At 63.9% G+C, this 22,033-nt stretch carries 20 protein-coding genes; 6 read left to right on the forward strand and 14 right to left on the reverse strand.

The features are described from left to right. Window positions 1-51: 51 nt before the first annotated feature. Together phoH2 and AC3WJU_RS06920 are read right to left on the reverse strand one after the other, a co-directional pair. Window positions 52-1,344, reverse strand: a complete 1,293-nt coding sequence (gene phoH2, locus AC3WJU_RS06915; RefSeq protein ID WP_370872626.1) for an RNA 5'-3' helicase PhoH2 — start codon at window positions 1,342-1,344, stop codon at window positions 52-54. 353 nt (window positions 1,345-1,697) lie between these two features. After that, window positions 1,698-2,459, reverse strand: coding sequence for an isoprenyl transferase (locus AC3WJU_RS06920; RefSeq protein ID WP_059387964.1), 762 nt, complete (start codon window positions 2,457-2,459; stop codon window positions 1,698-1,700). Between the two features lie 243 nt (window positions 2,460-2,702). Between AC3WJU_RS06920 and trhA the strand changes: the two genes are divergently transcribed. Continuing rightward, window positions 2,703-3,344: a PAQR family membrane homeostasis protein TrhA gene (trhA, locus tag AC3WJU_RS06925; RefSeq protein WP_307052656.1), complete on the forward strand. Its 642-nt coding sequence runs from the start codon at window positions 2,703-2,705 to the stop codon at window positions 3,342-3,344. Window positions 3,345-3,358: 14 nt separating this feature from the next. Here trhA and AC3WJU_RS06930 read toward each other — a convergent pair whose 3' ends face one another. The 3 genes from AC3WJU_RS06930 to mca all read right to left on the reverse strand — a co-directional run bounded on the left by AC3WJU_RS06930 (window position 3,359) and on the right by mca (window position 6,945). Beyond that, the gene (locus AC3WJU_RS06930) at window positions 3,359-5,587 is read right to left on the reverse strand and encodes a thioredoxin domain-containing protein (protein ID WP_492259516.1); all 2,229 of its coding nucleotides are present in this window, start codon (window positions 5,585-5,587) and stop codon (window positions 3,359-3,361) included. Beyond that, window positions 5,565-5,969: a hypothetical protein gene (locus tag AC3WJU_RS06935; protein ID WP_492259517.1), complete on the reverse strand. Its 405-nt coding sequence runs from the start codon at window positions 5,967-5,969 to the stop codon at window positions 5,565-5,567. Before AC3WJU_RS06935 ends, AC3WJU_RS06930 begins: the two co-directional genes overlap by 23 nt. Window positions 5,970-6,039: 70 nt before the next feature. Continuing rightward, a complete protein-coding gene (gene mca / locus AC3WJU_RS06940; protein ID WP_441437669.1) occupies window positions 6,040-6,945 on the reverse strand; it encodes a mycothiol conjugate amidase Mca in 906 nt (301 codons plus the stop codon). A gap of 127 nt (window positions 6,946-7,072) precedes the next feature. On the opposite strand from mca, the gene AC3WJU_RS06945 reads away from it, so the two are divergent. Further along, window positions 7,073-7,531: a DUF4307 domain-containing protein gene (locus tag AC3WJU_RS06945; RefSeq protein WP_306961158.1), complete on the forward strand. Its 459-nt coding sequence runs from the start codon at window positions 7,073-7,075 to the stop codon at window positions 7,529-7,531. 153 nt (window positions 7,532-7,684) lie between these two features. Beyond that, window positions 7,685-8,179, forward strand: a complete 495-nt coding sequence (gene greA, locus AC3WJU_RS06950) for a transcription elongation factor GreA (protein ID WP_184736437.1) — start codon at window positions 7,685-7,687, stop codon at window positions 8,177-8,179. 149 nt (window positions 8,180-8,328) lie between these two features. Here greA and ilvA read toward each other — a convergent pair whose 3' ends face one another. The 3 genes from ilvA to AC3WJU_RS06965 are packed head-to-tail and all read right to left on the reverse strand — an operon-like array spanning window position 8,329 to window position 11,888. Next, complete coding sequence (gene ilvA, locus AC3WJU_RS06955; RefSeq protein WP_284990405.1) at window positions 8,329-9,567, reverse strand: threonine ammonia-lyase; 1,239 nt, start codon at window positions 9,565-9,567, stop codon at window positions 8,329-8,331. Window positions 9,568-9,570: 3 nt separating this feature from the next. Beyond that, the gene (locus tag AC3WJU_RS06960) at window positions 9,571-10,896 is read right to left on the reverse strand and encodes an AI-2E family transporter (protein WP_492259518.1); all 1,326 of its coding nucleotides are present in this window, start codon (window positions 10,894-10,896) and stop codon (window positions 9,571-9,573) included. 41 nt (window positions 10,897-10,937) lie between these two features. Beyond that, on the reverse strand, window positions 10,938-11,888 hold the full coding sequence (locus AC3WJU_RS06965; protein ID WP_492259519.1) for an aldose 1-epimerase family protein: 951 nt from the start codon (window positions 11,886-11,888) through the stop codon (window positions 10,938-10,940). A 102-nt stretch (window positions 11,889-11,990) separates the two neighbouring features. Between AC3WJU_RS06965 and galT the strand changes: the two genes are divergently transcribed. The 3 genes from galT to AC3WJU_RS06980 are packed head-to-tail and all read left to right on the forward strand — an operon-like array spanning window position 11,991 to window position 15,581. After that, complete coding sequence (gene galT / locus AC3WJU_RS06970; RefSeq protein ID WP_492259520.1) at window positions 11,991-13,124, forward strand: galactose-1-phosphate uridylyltransferase; 1,134 nt, start codon at window positions 11,991-11,993, stop codon at window positions 13,122-13,124. Continuing rightward, complete coding sequence (gene galK / locus AC3WJU_RS06975; protein ID WP_441433666.1) at window positions 13,121-14,290, forward strand: galactokinase; 1,170 nt, start codon at window positions 13,121-13,123, stop codon at window positions 14,288-14,290. Before galT ends, galK begins: the two co-directional genes overlap by 4 nt. 52 nt (window positions 14,291-14,342) lie before the next feature. Beyond that, window positions 14,343-15,581, forward strand: a complete 1,239-nt coding sequence (locus tag AC3WJU_RS06980) for an acetyl-CoA C-acetyltransferase (RefSeq protein ID WP_306961148.1) — start codon at window positions 14,343-14,345, stop codon at window positions 15,579-15,581. 73 nt (window positions 15,582-15,654) lie between these two features. Here the strand turns inward: AC3WJU_RS06980 and AC3WJU_RS06985 are convergent, their stop codons facing one another. The 6 genes from AC3WJU_RS06985 to AC3WJU_RS07010 form a co-directional block, all read right to left on the reverse strand. Continuing rightward, window positions 15,655-16,557: a Bax inhibitor-1/YccA family protein gene (locus tag AC3WJU_RS06985; protein ID WP_306961146.1), complete on the reverse strand. Its 903-nt coding sequence runs from the start codon at window positions 16,555-16,557 to the stop codon at window positions 15,655-15,657. Between the two features lie 132 nt (window positions 16,558-16,689). Further along, window positions 16,690-17,403 (reverse strand): ABC transporter ATP-binding protein, encoded by a 714-nt coding sequence (locus AC3WJU_RS06990; RefSeq protein ID WP_284990397.1) that lies wholly within the window; start codon window positions 17,401-17,403, stop codon window positions 16,690-16,692. Next, on the reverse strand, window positions 17,390-18,277 hold the full coding sequence (locus AC3WJU_RS06995; protein ID WP_059387972.1) for an ABC transporter ATP-binding protein: 888 nt from the start codon (window positions 18,275-18,277) through the stop codon (window positions 17,390-17,392). Before AC3WJU_RS06995 ends, AC3WJU_RS06990 begins: the two co-directional genes overlap by 14 nt. Beyond that, entirely contained in the window at window positions 18,274-19,473 is a 1,200-nt protein-coding gene (locus AC3WJU_RS07000; RefSeq protein ID WP_084784379.1) for a branched-chain amino acid ABC transporter permease, read from the reverse strand. Before AC3WJU_RS07000 ends, AC3WJU_RS06995 begins: the two co-directional genes overlap by 4 nt. After that, window positions 19,470-20,489, reverse strand: coding sequence for a branched-chain amino acid ABC transporter permease (locus AC3WJU_RS07005; RefSeq protein ID WP_059387973.1), 1,020 nt, complete (start codon window positions 20,487-20,489; stop codon window positions 19,470-19,472). The genes AC3WJU_RS07000 and AC3WJU_RS07005 overlap by 4 nt, the downstream gene beginning before the upstream one ends. Before the next feature lie 78 nt (window positions 20,490-20,567). Then, a complete protein-coding gene (locus AC3WJU_RS07010) occupies window positions 20,568-21,797 on the reverse strand; it encodes a branched-chain amino acid ABC transporter substrate-binding protein (RefSeq protein WP_059387974.1) in 1,230 nt (409 codons plus the stop codon). Window positions 21,798-22,033: the final 236 nt, after the last annotated feature.

The raw sequence follows: 22,033 nt of genomic DNA on the forward strand, positions 1-22,033 counted from the left end.
CGCCCCCCCCCCCCCCCCCCCCCCCCCCCTCCGGACAACAGAGGCCGAGCCTTAGATTTCGGCCCCTTCAAGCAGTTCCGTCACGAGGGCCGCGATCGGCGAGCGCTCGGAGCGGGTCAGGGTGATGTGGCCGAAGAGCGGGTGCCCCTTGAGGGTCTCGACGACGGCGGCAACGCCGTCGTGCCGGCCGACGCGGAGGTTGTCCCGCTGGGCGACGTCGTGGGTCAGGACGATCTTGGAGTTCTGGCCGATACGGCTCATGACCGTGAGGAGCACGTTCTTTTCGAGCGACTGTGCCTCGTCCACGATCACGAAGGCGTCATGGAGCGAACGTCCGCGGATGTGGGTCAGCGGCATGACTTCCAGCATGCCCCGGTCCATGACTTCTTCCACGACTTCCTGGCTGACGAGCGCACCGAGAGTGTCGAAGACCGCCTGCGCCCAGGGGTTCATCTTCTCCGCCTCGGAACCGGGAAGGTAGCCAAGTTCCTGTCCACCCACCGCATACAGGGGGCGGAAGACGATCACTTTGCGGTGCTCCCGGCGCTCCAGGACGGCCTCGAGTCCGGCGCACAGGGCCAGGGCCGACTTTCCCGTACCCGCGCGGCCTCCGATCGAGACGATTCCGACGCTGGGATCCATGAGCAGATCGATCGCAAGCCGTTGCTCCGCCGAGCGGCCGTGCAGTCCGAAGACATCGCGGTCCCCCTTGACCAGCCGCACTTGCTTGTCCGCGCCGACGCGTCCCAAGGCGGAGCCCCGGTTGGAAAGCAGCACCAGTCCCGTGTTGACGGGCAGCTCCGCCGCCGCCGGGATGAACACCGGTTCATGCCCGTACAGGGTGGTGATTTCGTCCTCGCTGGCTTCGATCTCCGCCATGCCGGTCCAGCCGGAGTCCTTGACGAGCTCATTGCGGTATTCGTCCGCGAACAGCCCCATCGCGGAGGCTTTGACGCGCATCGGAAGGTCCTTGGAGACGACCGTGACGTTGCGGCCTTCGTTGGCGAGGTTCTTGGCGACTGCCAGGATGCGGCTGTCGTTGTCCGGGCCACGGAATCCTGCCGGAAGCACTTCGGTGGACACATGGTTCATCTCAACGCGCAGCGTGCCGCCGTCGGTTCCGATCGGGATGGCTTGATTCAATCCGCCATGCTCGATGCGCAGGTCATCCAGGAGCCTGAGGGCCTTGCGGGCGAAGTAGCCCAACTCGGGATCGTGGCGTTTGCCCTCCAATTCGGTGATGACCACGATCGGGACAATGACTTCGTGCTCCGCGAAGCGCAACAGGGCGTGCGGATCGGAAAGCAAGACGGAAGTGTCAATCACATAGCTCCGGCCAGTCAGGGTCCCGGACTGTGCAGTCCGCCCGCTGTTGGCCCGCTTGGTGCGAGAGGTAGCTGAACTTTCCCCGTCTGAAACGACTACGGGCAGTTGCTCAGAAATAGCCACATCGACTCCAGCCCCGGGCGAACCCGGCTTATTCGTGAGGCGGCTCGGCCGGAAGGCCGGGCGCGGCCCCCCACGTAACTGGTGCGATGATTCGCTCCATCTACTGGCCTCCCCGATCAGCAGGCGGTTTGCCTACTGATGGGATTAACGTATTCCCGTGCGATTACATTTCCGGTTAGCCCAAACGGCGATTCGTGTAGACAACATGTGAACTTCCCGTAAACGGGAGCGCACCGGAAGTCACCGAGTCAGGAACCGAAGCGGCGTTGGCGGCCGGCGTAGTCCCGCAGGGCCCGCAGGAAATCAACCTTGCGGAACGCGGGCCAGAGTGCCTCGCAAAAGTAGAACTCGCTGTAGGCGCTTTGCCACATGAGGAAACCTGACAAACGCTGTTCACCTGACGTGCGGATCACCAGATCCGGGTCCGGCTGGCCGCGCGTGTAAAGGAAACGCGAGATGTCGTCCACTGAGAGCTCATCGGCCAGCTCGGTGATGTCGCGGCCGTGCGCGACGGCGTCGTGCAGCAGTTCCCGCACGGCGTCAACGATCTCGCGCCGTCCGCCGTACCCGACGGCCACGTTCACATGCAGCCGCTCGCGGATCGGCGTGCGGGCCGTGAGCTTGTTGAGCCTCTCGGCGAGGTAGTCCGGAAGGAGCTCCGGCGCGCCCATGGCGTGGACCGAGATATCGGCGTCGTCATCCAAGCGGTCGAGGGTATTGGCGATGATTCCCATCAGCAGTTCGAGCTCTTCGCCGGAACGGTTCATGTTGTCCGTCGAGAGCATGTAGAGAGTGACGACTTTGACACCGAGTTCCTGGCACCAGCCGAGGAATTCGTGGATCTTGTCCGCGCCCGCTTGATGGCCTTCGCTGGTGGGGGCGTTGAATTGCCGCGCCCAGCGGCGGTTGCCATCCACCATGACGCCGATGTGCCGGGGAATCTTCTCCCGCTCGAGCGAACGGAGCAGTTTGCGCTCGTAGAAGCCGTAGAGGAAGCCGGGCCACTCCATCCGGACACTCACCTGACTTCCTATGAACAGCACGTTAAAAGCGAAACAAACGACGACGGCGGCCGGCCCGCTTGGCAGCCGGCCCCCAGCCAAACAACTATCGACACCTCCGGACCGCTGCCGTAGGCGCACCACCAAGGCTACCTTCCCAAGGCGGGCAGCCGGCACACCTGAACAGCGGAAAACGATCGCAAAGGGCGCTACTCGGCAGTAACTTATCCACGCGCGGGTTACGCTTTAACGATGTCGGAGCTGCTCACAACCAAGCCAAGGTGGCGCGGCTGGATCCATGCTGTGGCCACGCCTTTCGCCGTCGCGGCAGGGATCGTCCTGGTGACATTGGCGCCAACGACGGATCGCAAAATCGCCTCCGCCATCTACGCCTTGACGGGTGTGCTGCTCTTCGGCGTGTCCGCGGTCTACCACCGCGGCAATTGGGAGCCGAAGACCAGGATGGTCCTCAAGCGCCTGGACCACACCAACATCATGCTGGTGATCGCGGGCAGCTACACGCCCCTCGCATGGTCGCTGCTGGAGCGTCCCAAGGCCGTCCTCCTGCTGTGGGTGATCTGGTCCGGTGCACTGCTGGGAGTGCTTTTCCGGGTTCTCTGGACCGGCGCTCCACGTTGGCTCTACGTGCCCATCTACGTCGCGCTGGGCTGCGGGGCATTGTTCTACCTGCCGGAGTTCTTCACGGCGAACGTTCCAGCGGCGATCCTGATCTGCGTGGGCGGGGTCCTCTACATCGCGGGCGCGGTTTTCTACGGAATCAAGAGGCCCAACTTCAGTCCGTTGAACTTCGGCTTCCACGAGCTCTTCCACGCCCTCACCGTGCTGGCGTTCGCCGCACATTTCGCCGCGATCATGATTGCCGTGCTGAGTTAATGGGCGATCCTGGGCTAGCCGGCGGCTTCCGCCATCGCGTCGAGGCGCTGCGCGAGTTCCTCGACCGATCCAAGCGGCAGGTCACACACCATCCCCCGGCATAGATACACCAGCGGTGAGCCGTCCGCGGCAGCCGTACGGGCCTCGAGCAGCGGCACCTCAGGTTCCGCTGCCCGGGTCCCGGGCAGGGCGCCGTCGTCGGGCGCTTGTTGGCCGGCCACACGGAGCTGGACCGCAACCACCATCCCCGGGCTCGGCGAGGCCAACAGCGCGCGGTGGAGTTCCCGTTGTTTGGCGCCTGGTGGGCCGGATACTGCGGCCTCTACGGGACCAACCGCGGCTGCCTCGGCGGTCGCAAGCAACCATCCCGCTACCCGTGGAGCCCGCCCGGCTATGGGCGGCAGGAGCGAGAGGATGTTGCTCGCCATGGCCCTGTGCTCGTGCGAACCGGAGTAGGCCGCGTAGCTCAGCAACACTCCGGCAAACGCAGCTGCCCCGCTGGGCGCCGCGTTGTCGAAGGGGTCCAGGCCCGCGTGCTGGCCCTGCGCGTTGAATACCTGGGCCGACTCCCCTACGGAGTCCGACAACCTGCCGTCCACCACGAATCGCGCGCAGGCTCCGCTGATCAGCTCCTCCGCGAACCGGTACCAGCGCTGCTGGCCAGTCACCGCGTAGAGGGCCAGGAAGCCTTCGGCGCAAAATGCGTAGTCTTCCAACAAGCCGCTGATGCCGCGCGCAACGCCGTCGTGCGAGACCCTCATCAGCACCCTCGCCCCGGGCTTTGAGGTGCCGGCGGCCGGACGCCAGTGCGCGCGCACCAGGTACTCGGCCACGCTTTCCGCGGCGGTCACCAGTTCAGGCCTGTCCAGGACAGCGCCGGCTTCGGCAAGCGCCGCGATGGCCAGGCCGTTCCAGCCCGCCACGACCTTGTCGTCCCGGGCCGGTTGGGGCCGCGCCGAGCGCGCGGCGCGCAAGGCGGCCCTGACTCGGTTCCACAACCGCGATTCCGCACCGGAGAGCTGGCGCCCGGGATGGAGCGGAGATCCGAGTTCCGAGACCGTCCCGGACGGCCCCACGTTCATGAGCCGGGCCACTGCGGCGCCGTCCCCGGGGCCAAGCACGGCTTCGAGGCTCGCAGGAGTCCACAGGTAGGACGCCCCTTCGTGATGCACTCCGTCCACCACGGTATCGGCGTCGAGCGAGGAAGCGAGTCCGTCCGGCGCCGCGGGATCACCCACGCCGAGCGAGCCGAGCATCCAGTCCGCCACCCGCGACGCCACACTTGCGGCCTCGCCGGCCGGCAAGACCCAGTCGCCCCGAAGCCGGACCCAGTGGACGTAGGCACGGAGGAGCTGGGCATTGTCGTAGAGCATCTTCTCGAAATGCGGCACGGACCAGTCCGCGGTCACGGAATACCGGGCGAAGCCGCCGTCGAGCTGGTCGCACAGTGCGGAACGGGCCATGGCGGCGAGCGTGCGGCCCGCCATGTCGCGGGCGGCGTCCGAGGTATCCGACGGTACGGCAGCGTGCCGGATCAGGAACTCAAGAACGGCCGACGGCGGGAACTTGGGAGCGCCGCCGAAGCCACCGCCGTCGGGGTCCTCCGAACGGGCGAGAAGACGCACGGCTTCCGATAACAGGCTTCTGTCCAGGCTTTCGGACGGCCTGTCGAGGAACACGGCTGAGGCGAGCTGGGCATCGGCCATGCCGACGGCGAGCCCTCGCGCGTTTTGCTCGACGGCGTCGCGGCGTTCCAGCCACGCCTCATGGACCGCTTCAAGCACCTGGCGGAAGGACGGCCTTCCGGGTTGTGGCTTCGGCGGGAAATAGGTGCCTGCATGGAAGGCCAAGCCGTCAGGCGTCAGGAACACGGACATCGGCCAGCCGCCCTCGCCGCTGATGGCCTGCGTGGCTGCCATGTAGATCGAGTCCACGTCGGGGCGTTCTTCGCGGTCCACCTTGATGGCCACGAAGTGGGCGTTCAGATACTCGGCGGTGTCCTGGTCTTCGAATGACTCGTGGGCCATGACGTGGCACCAGTGGCACGCGGCATAGCCGATGGAGAGAAAGACGGGAACATCGCGGGCCGCCGCGAATGCAAAGGCCTCGTCGCCGAACGGCCGCCAGTACACCGGATTGTCCGCATGCTGGCGGAGATAGGCGGACGGTTCCGAGCCGAGGGCGTTGGACGCCCCCGGCCATTCCCGGGTGATGCCCGGGTCAGCGGGCTCCGGAGCCGGCATCGCCGTCGGAGTCTTCTGCGCGCGGCTTGCCCGCAACAGCGCCGCCGGTCTCAGCGGTGCCGGTCTCAGCAGTGCCGGTCCCAGCGCCGGTCTCAGCAGTGCCGGTCCCAGTGCGGGTCACGGCGCCGCCAGTCCCGGAACCGTCCGCCTCAGCCGCGTCGGGACCCCCGACCAGGGCTTCTTCAACCTGGGCGCGGTAGCGGACCCGCCGGATCCGGCGGACCATGTCGACGATCAGGAAGGTCGTGAGCACCACGATGAAGGCAGTCAGGACGAATCCCCAGGTTCCCGGGGTCACCTGGTCTTCCGACAAGCCGGGGCGCAGCGACGGGGTCGGGGTAGGCGACGGGGTCGTGGCCAGGGCGATGAGAAAGTGGTGCACGGTTCAAACCTTCTATGGGAGTTTCCAGCCGGGTGGCGACTTCTACGCTTGATAGAAATCGCCGGCGATCCTATCTTAGCCCTGCGAACAGGTCCTTTTCCGGCAGTTCGGCCGGGATCACGGAGTGGACCAGCGTGTAGTCCTCCCACGGCCAGGCCCTGCGCTGCATCTCCGGGGATACCGCGAAGAAGAAGCCGAGGGGGTCAATCTGCGTCCGATGCGCCCTGAGTGCGTCGTCACGGGCCTCAAAGTAGTCACCGCAATCCACTTGCGTGGTGGTCTGGTGCATAGGCCTCGGCGGAGTATGTCCTTCCGCGTCGGCTTCAAGCCAGGAGGCCAGGCGTTCGGCGTAGGGCGATTGCAGGCCCGCCTCTTCGAGCGCGAAATGCAAGGCCCGGAAGCGGTCGGGGCTGAAGGCGCGGTCGTAGTACAGCTTGCTGGGCGCCCAGCTTTCGCCTGTCCCAGGGTAACGTTCCGGGTCACCGGCTGCGTGGAAGGCTTCGACGGCAACCTTGTGGGCCATGATGTGGTCAGGATGCGGGTAGCCGCCGTTTTCGTCGTAGCTCACCATGACGTGCGGCTTGAAGTCGCGGACCAAGCGGACGAGCGGTGCCGAGGCCCGCTCAAGGGGCTGAAGCGCAAAGCAGCCGGCGGGCAGGGGTGGCAACGGATCGCCGTCGGGCAGTCCGGAATCCACGAAGCCCAACCAACGCTGCTTGATTCCGAGGACCGCGGCAGCTTGCTTCATTTCCAAACGGCGCGCGCCTGCCATGTCGCGCTTCGGGTGCGGAGCGGACTCCATGGCCGGGTTCTGGATGTCCCCGCGGGAACCGTCGGTGCAGGTAGCCACCATGACCTCCACGCCGGAAGCCGCATACATCGCCATGGTTGCCGCGCCCTTGCTTGACTCGTCGTCCGGGTGTGCGTGGACGGCGAGCAGCCGGAGCTGCGTGTCGGGGCTGGTGGATGTGCTCATCCGGTACGGTTCCTCTTTCCGGGTCATGCTGTTCTGGGTTTGCTGGTGGCTGTACTGATCAGGTTGTTCTAACGCGTGCGACTCCGCTGTGTGCGAGGAGGCGCCGGAAGCCCACTAAACTGGGTGGGTGACTTCGGAAGACCCATCGGGCACGGCGCTGCCAGCAACTACCAGCCTAGCCAATCGCTACGGCAGCCAAAAGCGCGCCTTCGGAGGGAAAACCAAACGGAACATCGTCATCGCCGTCCTCCTCGTGGTCATCGGGCTCTTGTTTTGGGTCACTATGTCTTCCTCGCAATCGTCTGTGTCTTTCAAGGACATCGGTTACAGCGCCACTGATGCCACCCAGCTGTCGGTCGATTTCCAGGTCACAAAGAACCCGGATGCCACCGCAAAATGCGCGGTCAAGGCCATGGATTCCAAGTTCGCGGTGGTCGGCTGGAAAGTCGTTGAGATCGGCCCGAATGCCCCGAAGGCAGGGGCCGACGGTGGCCAGACAACCGCCCAAAGGGCCATCCTTCGCACGGAGTCCGAGGCCGTGTCCGCCGTCGTGGACAACTGCTGGATTGTCGACAGCAGCAAATAGCAACGGTGTGACCCGCGACTCAGTGAGCTTGGGTTTGTCCACAGGATTGACTACACTGGATCAATACCTTAACCCCGCTGAGTTGGTTGCTGAGTTCCACGAGTGGCCTGCACCGGCGGGGTCTTTGCTTGTCAGATCCATAAGGAGAAGTCCGTGTCGACCACCAACAGCGCGCCTGCAGCTTGGCTTACCCAGGACGCATTTGACCGCCTGAAGGCAGAGCTGGACCACCTTTCCGGCCCTGGCCGTGCGGAGATCGTACAGAAGATCGAAGCCGCCCGTCAGGAAGGCGACCTCAAGGAAAACGGTGGATACCATGCCGCCAAGGAAGAGCAGGGCAAGATCGAGGCCCGCATCCGCCAGCTGACCGTGCTCCTGCGCGACGCCCAGGTGGGCGAAGCTCCGGCCGATGATGGAATCGTCGAGCCCGGCATGCTCGTCGTCGCACGCATCGCCGGTGACGAAGAGACCTTCCTGCTCGGATCCCGTGAAATCGCCGGCGATTCCGATCTCAACGTCTTCAGCGAGAAGTCCCCGCTCGGCGTGGCGATCATGGGCCACAAGGAAGGCGACAAGATCAGCTACGTCGCCCCCAACGGCAAGGAAATTCCGGTGGAGATTGTTTCCGCCAAGCCGTTCGCCGGCTGATTATTCCGCGAAACAACGACGCCGGCCCACCCCTTCCCGGGGCGGGCCGGCGTTTTGCTTTGCGTTCCCCCCCAACTAGCTCGCAGTTGTTGTCGTTTTGAGGGCTCATAACGACAACAACTGCGAGTCAGTTGGGCTGGGCTACGGCGTCAGTGCACCACGATCGGGTGGAAGCCCTCGGCTCGAAGGGCTGCCAGGACCTGCTCGCTGTGTTCGTGGCCCTTGGTTTCCAGGTTGACGGTGATGGAGACGTCGCCCATGCTGATCGCGCCGCCCACCCGGGTGTGGTCCAGGCCGGTCACGTTGGCATCGTTTTCGGCGATGATGCGGGCAATGGTCGCCAAGGAACCGGGACGGTCATCCAGCATCATGCGCACGGTCATGTAGCGCCCCGCAGCCGAGAGGCCGCGCTGGATCACCTTGAGCATCAGCATGGGGTCGATGTTGCCGCCGGACAGGATGACGGCGGTGGTCCCCGGGTTCTCGATCTTGCCGTCCATGAGGGCTGCGACGCCGACAGCACCGGCCGGCTCGACCACCATCTTGGCGCGCTCGAGCAGGAAGATGAGGGCCCGGGCCAAAGAGTCTTCGCTCACCGTCACGACGTCGTCCACGAGTTCGCGGATGATGCTGAACGGCAGCTGGCCGGGGCGTCCGACGGCGATGCCGTCCGCCATGGTGGAAACCTTCTTGAGCGGCACCAAGGCGTCAGCGGCGAGCGACGGCGGGTAGGCGGCCGCGTTCTCGGCCTGCACGCCGATGATCCGGATCTCGCGTCCCAGCTCCCTGGCCCTCGCTTTGATCGCGACGGCGACTCCGGCCAGCAGGCCACCGCCACCGACGCCCATCAGGACCGTGTCGACGTTAGGGACCTGATCCAGGATTTCGAGCCCGACCGTGCCCTGGCCCGCCACGACGTCGACGTTGTCGAAGGGGTGGACGAAGACCGCGCCAGTTTCGTTCGCGTAGCGCTGCGCCTCGGCCAGGGCCTCATCCACGTTGTGTCCGTGCAGGACGACTTCGGCTCCGTGGCTGCGGGTTGCGGCAAGCTTCGGAAGCGCCACACCGAGCGGCATGTAGATGCGTGCCTTGATTCCGAGGCTTTTCGCCGCCACCGCAACGCCTTGCGCGTGGTTGCCTGCCGAAGCCGCCACCACGCCGCGCTTCTTTTCCTCGGGAGACAGGCGTGCCATCCGCACGTAGGCACCGCGGACCTTGAAGGAACCTGCCCGCTGGAGGTTCTCGCATTTGAAGAAGACCTCTCCGCCTACCATCGCTCCCAGGGCCCGTGAGGACTCGATGGGGGTCTTGGTAATAATGCCCTCGAGCAGCTCCTGCGCCTTAAGGACATCGTCCAGGGTGACGGGCAGGGTATCGAGGGTATTCACGGGTTAATCTCCTTTGTTGGTGTGCTGTGCGGCATCCTTGGCGAATGTCCGGTCCGCAGCCGCGTGCTGACCTGCGGCGCCTTCGCCGCTGTTGGACCGTGCGCCCGCGTTGGCGCCGGGACCGTGGATTTCCTTGATGGTGGGTTCCTCATCGGAGTCCGGTGGTGCAATCCCTGCGCCGGCGTACGCCGTCATCAGTCCTTCATCATGTTCCCACGTCCGCGCTGCAATATAGCGAACCGCCGTATTTGCTACGGCGAGGAGCGGGACGGCAAAGAGCGCTCCCGGGATTCCGGCCAGGTAGGAACCGGCGGCGACCGACAAGATGACGGCGACCGGGTGCAGCGATACGGCCTTGCCCATGATGAGCGGCTGGAGGATATGGCTTTCAAGCTGCTGCACGAACAGGACGATGGCCAACATGACGAGCGCGTTGACGGGACCATTCGCCACCAAGGCCAGGAGCACCGCGATGGCTCCCGTCACGAGGGCACCGACCACCGGGATGAACGAACCGATGAACACCAAGACACCCAGGGGCAGGGCGAGGGGAACCTGGATAATCGCTGCGCCGACGCCGATCCCCACCGCGTCCACGAACGCAACGAACATTTGGATGCGCACGTAGCTGACCATGGACGACCAACCGCGCCGGCCCGCGCCATAGGCCGCTGCGCGTGCGGTCCGGGGCAGGAGCCCGACGATGAACCGCCAGATCCTGGACCCCTCGAGGAGGAAAAAGATCAGGATGAAGAGGGCCAGGACCATGCCCGCGGCAAAATGCCCGGCGGTACTACCGAAGGACAGGGCACCGCTGAGGATGCTGCTGCTGTTGTTCTGCAGGGCCGAGGTGGCGCTCTGGATGTAGGTGTCGATCTGGTCCGCGGTCAGGTGCAGCGGGCCGTCAGCGAGCCAGGCCTGGACTTGCTGGATGCCCGTGAGCGCTTCCTGCCACAGCTCGCCGAATCCCACAGCGAGTTGCCGTCCCACCAACGCCAGGGCTCCCGCGATGACCACGAGGAACCCCACCACTGTGATGGCAACGGCCGCTCCTTGGGGCATCTTGAGCTTCCTGAGCCACCCCGTGACCGGGTAGAGCAAGCCTGCCAGGAGGGAGGCGACCATGAGCGGGATGATCAGGAAGCTGACCTTCCCCAACAGCCAAATAAGGGCTCCAACGACCACCAATATGAGGCCCACCCGCCATGCCCACGCGGCAGCAATCCGGACTCCGTACGGGATGTCCTGCGCAATGTGATGCTCCGACACCTGCCTGGGCGCGGCCGAAACGGGCTCACTCGATGGCGTGGCGTCCTGTGCTGGCGTCATTCACCCATAATTCCGCAGGGAGCTCCCGATAGGAAACCCATCTACAGCGCGCCCACGATTCCCCACCTCATAGTGAAGGTCTCCCCCGGTTCGAGCCACCGGAGGCCAGCGCCCGAGTTGAACGCGTTCGCCGGACCGGTCATGGGCTCAATCGCCACCGCTTTCGAGCGGCCCGGAAAAGTATCCGTGACGAAGATGTGGACGTAGGCGCAGTTTTCGTCCTGCTCCAAGGAGACGCTTCGGCCATCCGGCGCCGACAGCGTTTGGCGGGCGATGCCGCCGTCGAACCCCAAATCCGTGAACGCCACGTCGACATCCAGGCCACCCACACTCCGGCCGGCGCCAAAATCAAAATCACCGTCGACAGGCACCGAACTACGCGGGATCAGCCGCTCGTCGGCCACGAGTCGCGTACCGGCGTGGACAGTCAGGACCATCTCTTCCGGCGGAACGTCCCCTACACGCAAATACGGGTGCGCCCCGAGGACGAAGGGCGCGGGGGCCGCCGAATCATTGATGAAACTCTGGGAGACCCGAAGCGCCAGCCCGGCGTCGATCTCGTAGTGGACCTGATGCCGGGCCAGGAAGGGGTAGCCGTGCTGCGGGAAGATCACGGCTTCGAGGGTCACGGAGAATTCGTCTTCCGCCACGAGGGCGTAGGACGAGTTGCGCAGGAGCCCGTGGCTGGCGTTGTTGCGCGACACCTCCGTGATGTCCAGTTGCTGCTTTTTGCCGTCGAGGTACCAGATCCCGTCCTCGATCCGGTTGGCCCACGGGGCGAGGGTAATTCCGGTGGCACCGGGCGGAAGTTGCGCGTCGCCGTAGCTCTCGGTGAGCTGGACGCCGTCGCGGCTGAACAACCGCAAGCCCGCGGCGAGCTCGGTGACGACGGCGAGTGCGTCACCGCGGCGGATCTCGAATTGGCGTCCGCTGGCAAAGCGTCGGGATACGGTCTCTTCGCCCGGTGTCGAAGACGGTGTTGTGGGAGGCATGGCACCACCGTACTGCATCCCATGTGTTGCTTGGCTTCACCCTCAATGTTCTTTTTTGTTAGATATTTTGCCTTTTTGAGCACTCTGTGGCACCATAAATCCATGACTTGCCTTACCAGCACACGCCTCGCCGATGGCCGGGAGCTGATCTATTTCGACGACGCCGGCTCGCCGGAGCGCGATCCCGGCTCGCTGACGGATCACCGTGAGCTGCCGCAGCGCGCCGATCCGGGCGAGTTGCGCTACGACGCGCTGAGCGGCGAATGGGTCGCCGTGGCGGCACACCGCCAAAGCCGCACCCACCTGCCACCGGCAGACCAATGTCCCATCTGCCCCACCACGCCCGCGAACCCTTCCGAAATCCCGGCGCCGGACTACGACGTCGTGGTGTTCGAGAACCGCTTCCCCTCACTGGGGCCGGCGGTCGGCATGATCCCGGGCATGCCCGCTTGGGGAACCTCCGGCCCTGCATACGGCCGCTGCGAAGTTGTCTCATTCACGCCCAGCCACACCGGATCCTTTGCCGAGCTTGGCGAAACCAGGGCACGCACGGTCGTCGAAGCCTGGGCGCACAGGACTGAGGCGCTCAGCGCCCTTCCCGGAATCCAGCAGGTGTTCCCGTTCGAAAACCGGGGCGCTGACATCGGGGTAACCCTTCACCACCCGCACGGACAGATTTATGCCTACCCCTACGTCACGCCGCGGGCGGCCAGCCTTGGCGCCGCCGCCGGCCTGTACTTCGCCGACTCCAAGGGCCGAGAATCGCTCACGTCCTCGATCCTCAAGGCCGAACGGCAGGACGGGAGCCGCATGGTGCTCGAAGCCGAGCACTTCAGCGCCTACGTGCCGTTCGCCGCCCGCTGGCCGCTGGAGGTGCACCTCGTCCCCCATCGGCAAGTTCCCGACCTCGCCGCTTTGAGCGGCGAAGAACGCGACGAACTAGCCCACGTCTACCTTGAGTTGCTCAAGCGCATGGACGCCCTGTATCCGACTCCCACACCGTACATTTCCGCTTGGCACCAGGCACCCCTGGATCGCGTCCTGAGACCGTCCGGCCACCTGCACCTGCAACTCACCTCCCCACGCCGTGCTGCCGACAAGCTCAAGTACCTTGCCGGTTCCGAGGCCGCCATGGGAGCCTTCATCAACGACACCACGCCCGAATCGGTGGCCGAACGGCTGCGCGCCGTCGCCAGCGATTCCCAGCGCGCTATTCCGGAAGGGGCCCCAGCATGACCTCCACTCCCGACGCCCCCGCCGTGGGTGCCCTCTCCGGGCTTTTCGAGTCGACTTTCGGTTCAGCCCCCGACGGCGTGTGGCAGGCACCGGGACGCGTGAACCTGATCGGCGAGCACACCGATTACAACGAAGGTTTCGTGTTGCCTTTCGCCATCGACAAGACCGCGAAGGTTGCAGTCCGGATCCGCCATGACTCACGCGTCCGGCTGTTGTCTACCTTCGGCGGGCAAGGCCTCGTCGAAGCCGACGTCGACGCGTTGGTTCCCGAAGCGGCCAAAGGCTGGACGAAGTATCCGCTCGGCGTGGCCTGGGCCTTGCAACAGCGCGGCGTCCTTGTCCCGGGCTTCGACCTCCTCATGGATTCGGATGTCCCGCTGGGCGCGGGACTGTCCTCCTCGCACGCCATCGAATGCGCCGTCATCTCCGCCCTCAACGAGCTAACGGGCGCGGGACTGGGCGCCGAAGACATGGTCCTCGCAACGCAGAGGGCCGAGAACGACTTCGTGGGCGCCCCTACCGGAATCATGGACCAGTCGGCGTCGCTTCGCGGGTCAAAGGGCCATGCGGTCTTCCTGGACTGCCGCGACCAGAGCGTGCAACTAGTCCCCTTCGACGCCCAGGAGGCCGGACTCGTTCTGCTGGTCATCGACACCAAAGTCTCCCATTCACATGCCGACGGCGGTTATGCCTCGCGTCGTGCTTCCTGCGAACTCGGGGCCCAGGTACTGGGGGTCCCGGCCCTGCGCGACGTCGGCATCGGCGACCTGGAGGAAGCCAGCGGCCTCCTGGACAGAATCACGTTCCGGCGGGTGCGGCACATCGTCACGGAAAACGACCGCGTGCTGCAGACCGTGGAGCGCCTCACCACGGAGGGCCCCGCCCACATCGGCAGGCTCCTGGATGCGAGCCATGCGTCCATGCGCGATGACTTCGAGATCTCCTGTCCGGAACTGGATCTCGCGGTGGAAACCTCCCGAGCCCACGGTGCCATCGGCGCCCGGATGACGGGCGGCGGCTTCGGCGGCTCGGCCATCGCCCTCACCCCGGTGGGCCACGAGCAGGAGGTGCGCGACGCCGTCGTACGCGCCTTCGCGGCGGCCGGTTTCACGACGCCGGACATCTTCACCGTGACCCCGGCCGCCGGGGCCACACGACTCGCCTGAGGTCCGTGCATCCGCCGCCTTGGGCGGGCCGGCCCCGGCGTAAGCTGGGGGCATGACTGAGGCCGTCATCGTTTCCACCGCCAGAAGCCCCATTGGACGGGCCTTCAAAGGGTCACTCAAGGACGAACGTCCCGACGACCTCGCGGCGGCCATGGTGACTGCCGCGCTGGCGAAGATTCCGGCTTTCGATCCAGGGGCACTAGACGGCCGCGGGCTCGATGACCTCTACCTTGGCTGCGCCGAGCCCAGCGGCGAGGCCGGCTCGAACATGGCCAGGGTGGTGACCGTCCTGGCCGGCCTGGACACCGTCCCCGCGGCCACGATCAACCGCTTCTGCGCCTCGAGCCTGCAAACCCTGCGGATGGCCTTCCACGCCATCAGCTCCGGAGAAGGCCACGCCTTCGTCTCGGCGGGGGTCGAATCGGTGTCCCGCTACCAGAACTGGGTCGGGGCAGGGGAAACCGACACCAGCGTGCACAACCCCCTGTTTGAAGCCGCGCGCGCCCGCACGGCCGCCCGGGCCGCGTCCAACACGCCGTGGACGGATCCCCGCATGGGAGGACGGATGCCGGACGTCTACATCGCGATGGGACAGACCGCGGAAAACGTCGCCACGAGCCACGGAATCAGCCGGGCCGAGCAGGATCTGTGGGCGGTCCAGAGCCAGAACCGTGCCGAGGCGGCCATCTCCTCCGGTTTCTACGCCCGCGAGATCACGCCGTACACCCGCAAAGACGGGACCGTCGTCGAGCGCGACGATTCACCTCGCGCCGGCGTCACCCTTGAAGCGGTCAGCGCCTTGGAGCCGGTCTTCCGCAAGGAAGGGACCGTGACCGCCGGGAATGCCTGCCCGCTCAACGATGGCGCCGCCGCCGTGGTGGTCATGAGCGATTTCCGGGCCCGGGAGCTTGGCCTCGAGCCGCTGGCACGCATCGTCTCGACGGGAGTCAGCGCCCTTTCCCCGGAACTCATGGGCATGGGTCCCGTGGAGTCGTCGCGCCGGGCCTTGGCACTGGCGGGGCTGAGCATGGCGGACATTGACCTCGTGGAACTCAACGAAGCCTTCGCCGTCCAGGTGGTAGCGAGCGCCCGCGAACTCGGCATCGATCCGGAGAAACTCAACGTCCACGGCGGAGCCATCGCCCTTGGCCATCCCTTTGGCATGACAGGCGCCCGGATGACCACCACTTTGCTCAATGGCCTCCGGGAACGGGACGGCACCTTGGGACTGGCGACCCTGTGTGTCGGTGGCGGGCAGGGCATGGCGGTGGTCTTCGAGCGTCTGTCCTAACCGCACCGGAAAGACACGTAGTGCCCCTGAAGACGGATCTTCAGGGGCACTACGCTCAACAAATCCTGGGAGCTTAGTCGTCGCCGCGCAGGATCGCCAGCAGGCGGATGATCTCCACGTACAGCCACACGAGCGTCACGGTCAGGCCGAAAGCGGCCGTCCAGGAGTATTTCTCCGGAGCGCCCTGCCGGACACCCTGTTCGATGCTCGTGAAGTCCATGACCAGTGAGAATGCGGCCAGGCCGATAGCCAGGATGCCGATGAAAACGCCCAACGGGATGCCGAAGATGTGCACGCTGCTGCTCAGGCCGAACGGCGACTGGACTGCGCCCGTCCACACCAGGACCATATTGATCACTGCGAAGACGAGGTAGCCGAGCATGGCGATCATGAAGAAGCGAACAGCCTTGGGGGTGGCACGCACCTTGCCGCTCTTGAAGAGAGCCAAGGTCACGCCGAACACCGCAAGGGTGCCAATGACAGCTTGCAGGCCGACGCCCGGGAACATTCCGTCCAGGAGGCGGGTCAGGCCTCCGAGGAACAGACCCTCAAGTCCGGCATACGTCAGGATCAGTGCCGGGGACGGCTGCTTCTTGAAGGAGTTGACCATGCCCAACGCGAAGCCGCCCAAGGCGCCGACAATCATCAGGAGATTTGCGGTTCCCGGAGCAACGAACAACGTGACCGCCGCGCCAAGCAGCAGCACCGCAAGGCACGCTGCAGTCTTGACGATGACGTCGTCGAAAGTCATACGGCCGGTCTCGGCCGGACCGGCTGCGGGCTGGTTGTACATCTCCTGCAACTGATCGCTCGTCATGGGCGGCTGTGCCGCCCAGGCAGGCTGGCCGTACTGGGGCTGGCCATACTGGGGCTGGCCGTATTGGGGCTGGCCGTGGGTGTAGCTGGGAACGGGCGGAGCCTGTGTGGCTCCACGGAAATTCTTTCCGTTGAAGATCGGGTTGCCGCCGAGTGCCATGGTGGATGTCCTTCTTGCTGTGGGTGCGAAGTGATAGTTCACGCTACCAATTCCCACGCTTGGTCCGCACCGAAAGTTCCACCGCCGCCGATGCCGGCACCCTCCGCGTTGCGAGGGTGCCGGCACACGGGGCTATCCGACGCCGAGGTACGCTTCCTTGACCGCCGGGTTGGCGAGCAGTTCCTTGCCGGTGCCCCTGTGCGTAATTGACCCGGTTTCCAGGACAAAAGCACGGTGTGCACGGGCCAGGGCCTGGTTGGCGTTTTGCTCCACCAGAAGCACCGTGGTGCCCTGGTTGTTGATCTCGGTGACAATCTTGAAGATCTGGCGGATGAACTGCGGAGCCAGCCCCATGGAAGGTTCATCCAGGAGCAACAGCTTGGGGTTGGACATCAGGGCCCGGCCAATCGCGAGCATCTGTTGTTCGCCACCGCTCATGGTGCCGCCAAACTGCTTGATACGTTCCTTCAACCGCGGAAACAGGTCGAAGACTCGCTCCAAATCGTCTGCAACCTTGGTCCGGTCCTTGCGGCCGTAGGAACCCATGTCAAGGTTCTCCTCCACCGTCATGCCGGGGAAAATTCCCCGGCCCTCAGGCGCCTGCGAAATGCCCTGGACGACGCGGATGTGCGCTTTCATCCTGGTGATGTCCTTGCCGGCGAACGTGATGGAGCCGGCCGACGGAGCCAGCAATCCGGAGATGGTCCTCATGGTGGTGGTCTTGCCGGCACCATTTGCCCCGATGAGCGAGACGATTTCGCCTTCCTCCACGCTGAATGACATGTCGGAAATGGCTTGGATCCGGCCATAGTGGACGGATATGTTCTTCAGCTCAAGCAAGGTCATCTTCAGGCTCCCCGAGATAGGCGGAAATAACTTTCGGGTCATCGCGGATAATCTTCGGCACCGCATCCGCGATCTTTTTCCCGAACTCCAGGACCACGATCCGGTCGGTCACCCCCATGACCAACTTCATGTCGTGCTCAATGAGCAGGACCGTGTAGCCGTCGTCACGAATGGTCCGGATCAGGGCCATGAGCTCTTCTTTTTCCGCCGGATTGAACCCTGCTGCGGGCTCGTCCAAGCACAGGACTTTGGGATCAGTCGCAAGTGCGCGCGCGATTTCCAGGCGGCGCTGGTAACCGTAAGGCAAGTGCCGTGACAAGAAGTGGGCATGATCGGCGATGCCCACGAACTCAAGCAATGCCATGCCGCGTTCAATGGCGGTTTTCTCTTCCCGGACATGGGTGGGCAGACGGAAGAGCGCTCCGCCGACACTCGTGCGGTGGCGTGCATCGAGGCCGACAACCACGTTTTCCAAAGCGGTCATCTCACCAAAAAGGCGGATGTTCTGGAAGGTCCTCGCCAGGCCACGCCTGGTGATCCGGTGCTGCGGCAGTCCGTTGAGCAATTGTCCTTCGAGCAGGACCTTTCCGGACGTCGGCTTATAGACACCCGTCATGGCATTGAAACAAGTGGTCTTACCGGCACCGTTGGGGCCGATGAGACCGAGGATTTCGCCTCTGTTGATATCAAACGTGACATTGTCCAGAGCCGTCAGGCCGCCGAATTTGATGGTGAGGTCTTGGACCTGCACCAAGGCTTCGCCCACTTTGGTGACGATGTCCCTCTCAGGGGCCACCTTCTCGGCGACTTCGAGGTCCACACCCTGTTCCTTGAGTGCCTCTACATCAATATCCGGTTCGATCGCTTCACTCATTTGTCAGCCCCCTTTCCCGGTTCCAGAACGACTTTGCCCGAAGCAGGAATGTCGCCCATGGCACCCTTGAGTTTGTTGTACGCCAGGCGGCCGTAGGCGAGGAGGCTTTGGCGTGCGGGCAGAAGGCCACCGGGGCGGAAGATCATGATGACCACCAGCGCCGCGCCAAAGATCAGATACTTGAACTCGGCAATCGCGGTGAAACGGAGTGGAATATATGCCACCAACGCACCGCCGAGAATCGCACCGACCTTGTTTCCCGTGCCGCCCATGACAACGGCAGCGACGAACAGGATGGACGTGGCGATATCGAACTTCTGGTTGTTCACAAAGCCCACTTGCCCGGCAAACAAGGCACCCGAGAGCCCGCCAACGGAAGCGCCGATGGCAAAAGCCCACACCTTGTACTTGAAGGTCGGGACGCCCATGATTTCCGCGGCATCTTCATCCTCGCGGATGGCAATCCAGGCGCGTCCCACGCGGCTGCGCTCCAGGTTTCCCGCGGCCAAAAGCACCACGATGATGATGGACAGCGTCAGCCAGTACCACGGGGTTCCGTTCGAGTTCTGGAAAATTGTTTGCCCGCTTGAATCCGTTCCCGGAGGGTGGCCAACGTTCTGGAAGCCAACCTGGCCTTTCATCGCCGGAATAATCGTGGCCAAAATGCGCACGATTTCACCGAAGCCGAGCGTGACGATAGCCAGGTAGTCGCCGCGAAGGCGAAGCGTAGGCACACCGAGGACCACTCCGAAGAACATGGCGACTGCCATCGCCAGCGGGAGCGTCCACAAGTAGGGAATGTGCACATACGGGGAATCCGGGCTGGTAAACATTGCCGCCGTGTAGGAACCCAGGGCGAAAAATGCCACATAGCCCAAGTCGAGGAGGCCCGCATAGCCGACCACCACGTTCAAGCCCACAGCCACCAGGGCATAAACAGACATTTGCGCGAGCGCGATTTGCCAATTGTTGCCGGGTTCCGTCGTGATCAACGGCGGGTTGAGGATGGGGAGCAAGTACGCAATGACTACGACGACGATGAGGATCAGCCATTGGGTTTGGCGCGGGAGCGCGTTCCATTTGTCGCTGAGTCCCGGGAACCAGCCTTTGCGGCGCCGCATTTTGGCTTCGCGGTCCGCAATTTCCTGTGCCGAAGCATCATCGGGAATAAGTGTGGGGCCGTCTGTTGTGCTCATGCCTTACTCTTTCCTAGCGAGCTACCCAAGACACCTTCGGGTCGCACAATCAATACCAACACCAGGACCACGAACGCGACCACGTCGGTCCATTGGGAACTGCCCAGGAGCACCTGGCCGTAGTTGCCGATCAAACCGATCAGCAGGCCGCCCAGCAAAGCGCCGCGCACATTGCCGATGCCTCCGAGGACAGCGGCCGCGAAGGCCTTGACGCCGAGGATGAATCCGCCGTTGTATTGCACGCCGGACGGGATTTTCATCACGTAGAACAAGGCGGCTGCGCCGGCCAGGATCCCTCCGATGATGAAGGTGGTCACGATGATCTTTTCCTTGTTGACACCCATCAAAGTTGCGGTATCCGGGTCCTGCGCAACGGCACGGATGCCCCGGCCGGTCCGGGACCGCCTGATGAACTGGTCGGTGGCGATCATGAGGATAATCGCTGCGACCACGATCACCACCTGCTGCGAATCGACGATCGTCCCGAAGACGTCGAAAATCGGGAGCGGCCTGAACATCGTCAGCGCAGCCTCCGGGCTCGGTCCGCGCCACCAGTAGATGGTGTACTGAATGGCGAAGGAAACACCGATGGCGGTAATCAAGAATGCCAGGCGGGGCGCCTTGCGCTGCCGCAAAGGTTTATAGGCCACCCGTTCCACGATCACTGCCATCAAGGCTGAGGCGATGATGGCGACAACGAGGGCGAGGACAAGATTTCCCACGATGGCCCAAAAGGCCAGCCTCGGAGCAGAGGGCCCGAAATTCAGCGCGCTGAGGGTAAAGAACACCCCGTAACAGCCCGTGATGAACACTTCGGAGTGGGCAAAGTTGATGAGGTTGAGAACGCCGTAGACGAGGGTATAGCCGAGGGCTACCAACGCGTAAATTGCCCCGAAGGTCAACCCGTCAAAGGTTGAACTCCAGAAATTTTCGGTAAAGGAGTTTACGTCGAAGGTGATCCACGTATCGTCCATTGGAACCGAGTGGAGCAGGTTGGGAATTACTTCACTGATCATGGCACTTCCTGATGTAATCAAAAGAAATGCTGGGGGTCGGCATGGATGCTAACCCCCAGCATTCATCTGGGCTCGGTGTTATTTTCCGATGACGCCGATGGGAACGATCTTGCCGTTCTCAACTTTGTAGCCGTAAACATCAGGCGTTGCCAGTTCGCCGGTTGAATCCCACTTGTAGTGCTTCGACAGGCCGTCTGCATCGTAGGACTTGACCCAGGAAAGAAGGTCCGCGCGGGACTGCTTGCCCTTGTCGATACCGGAGAGCAGGACCGTGGCTGCGTCGTAACCTTCAATGGAGTAGGTTCCGGGCTCAGCGTTGGCAAGCTTCTTGTACTCGGACTCGAAGCTCGGGATCAGCTCGCCGGGGATGCACGGGCAGGTGAAGTACGAGTTCGACGATGCGTCGCCGGCCTGCTTGATGAACTGGTCATCCTTCACGCCATCCGGGCCCACGAAGGAGCCGGTGAATCCCTTTCCAACCAGCTGCTGGTCGAAGGGAGCGCCTTCTGCGTAGTAGCCGGCGTAGTAGACGGTGTCTGCCTTGGCGTTCATGATCTTGGAGATCACGGCCGAGAAGTCCTTCTGGCCTGTGACAACCTTGTCGGACCCCACCATCGCGGAGCCCAGGGCCGCGGAGGTTGTGGTTCCCAAACCGATGCCGTAGTCAGAGTCGTCCTGGACGAGGTAGACCTTCTTGGCCTGCAGCTTGTCCGTGAGGAACTTCGCTGCGGCCGGACCCTGGACGGCGTCATTGCCGAGGGCCCGGAAGAAAGTGGTCCAGCCGTTCTTCGTCAGGCTCGGGTTGGTTGCGGAGGGCGTGATGTGCACCAAGCCCTTCTGCTCGAAGATGTTGCCGGTGGCCTTGGATTCTCCCGAGAAGGGCAAGCCCACCACTCCGATGATGTCCGGCTCGGACACGATCTGCGTTACCGGGCCAGTGGCCTTGTTCGGATCGCCTTCAGTATCGAATTTCTTGAACTGGACCTGGCAGCCGGGGTTCGCGGTGTTGTGCTGGTTGATGGCCAGTTGGATGCCGTTGAAGATGTTGATGCCCAGCTGGGCGTTGGGTCCTGTCTCGGCACCGGCATAGGCAAGGGTGGTGGTTGACGGGCAATTTGCCTTGCCATCGCCTGCAGGCAAAACAGCTCCGGCAGGAACGTCGACTTTGGAAATCGCAGGGATATTGATCCTGCCGCCGCCACCCGAGGTTTCGGTGCCGCTAGGGGCAGTCTGATTCGCACAGCCCGCCACCAGCATGCCGAGGGTGGCTGCTGCTGCAATCGCCGAAATGACTTTCTTCCTGTACATAAATAGCCTCCGCGGTGCGTCTGATTCGTGGTCATTCGCCCGAAGTCACTTTCACTTCGAACATGTTCCATGAGAGTACTACCAAATATGTGTCCTAGAACACATATACGCAGGTCAGGATCTAATAACGGTGTGTCGCTGTCCAGTCCGGACGGCCCTTCACATGAACGCGGGGTTAAATTCCTGTCACGGCACAGCTTGGCGCAACAAGTGGGGCCGCAGGGTTCGCATTTCGC

It is taken from the genome of Arthrobacter sp. FW306-1B-F12A, from assembly GCF_058781865.1.

Coding starts and splice junctions, on each gene's coding strand:
- galT (WP_492259520.1), top strand. CDS start 11,991: ATGACTTGCCTTACCAGCACACGCCTCGCCGATGGCCGGGAGCTGATC.
- AC3WJU_RS06960 (WP_492259518.1), bottom strand. CDS start 10,896: ATGACGCCAGCACAGGACGCCACGCCATCGAGTGAGCCCGTTTCGGCC.
- galK (WP_441433666.1), top strand. CDS start 13,121: ATGACCTCCACTCCCGACGCCCCCGCCGTGGGTGCCCTCTCCGGGCTT.
- AC3WJU_RS06995 (WP_059387972.1), bottom strand. CDS start 18,277: ATGAGTGAAGCGATCGAACCGGATATTGATGTAGAGGCACTCAAGGAA.
- AC3WJU_RS06920 (WP_059387964.1), bottom strand. CDS start 2,459: ATGGAGTGGCCCGGCTTCCTCTACGGCTTCTACGAGCGCAAACTGCTC.
- mca (WP_441437669.1), bottom strand. CDS start 6,945: ATGAGCACATCCACCAGCCCCGACACGCAGCTCCGGCTGCTCGCCGTC.
- AC3WJU_RS07005 (WP_059387973.1), bottom strand. CDS start 20,489: ATGATCAGTGAAGTAATTCCCAACCTGCTCCACTCGGTTCCAATGGAC.
- AC3WJU_RS07000 (WP_084784379.1), bottom strand. CDS start 19,473: ATGAGCACAACAGACGGCCCCACACTTATTCCCGATGATGCTTCGGCA.
- trhA (WP_307052656.1), top strand. CDS start 2,703: ATGTCGGAGCTGCTCACAACCAAGCCAAGGTGGCGCGGCTGGATCCAT.
- AC3WJU_RS06965 (WP_492259519.1), bottom strand. CDS start 11,888: ATGCCTCCCACAACACCGTCTTCGACACCGGGCGAAGAGACCGTATCC.
- AC3WJU_RS06980 (WP_306961148.1), top strand. CDS start 14,343: ATGACTGAGGCCGTCATCGTTTCCACCGCCAGAAGCCCCATTGGACGG.
- AC3WJU_RS07010 (WP_059387974.1), bottom strand. CDS start 21,797: ATGTACAGGAAGAAAGTCATTTCGGCGATTGCAGCAGCAGCCACCCTC.
- AC3WJU_RS06930 (WP_492259516.1), bottom strand. CDS start 5,587: ATGCCGGCTCCGGAGCCCGCTGACCCGGGCATCACCCGGGAATGGCCG.
- AC3WJU_RS06990 (WP_284990397.1), bottom strand. CDS start 17,403: ATGACCTTGCTTGAGCTGAAGAACATATCCGTCCACTATGGCCGGATC.
- AC3WJU_RS06985 (WP_306961146.1), bottom strand. CDS start 16,557: ATGGCACTCGGCGGCAACCCGATCTTCAACGGAAAGAATTTCCGTGGA.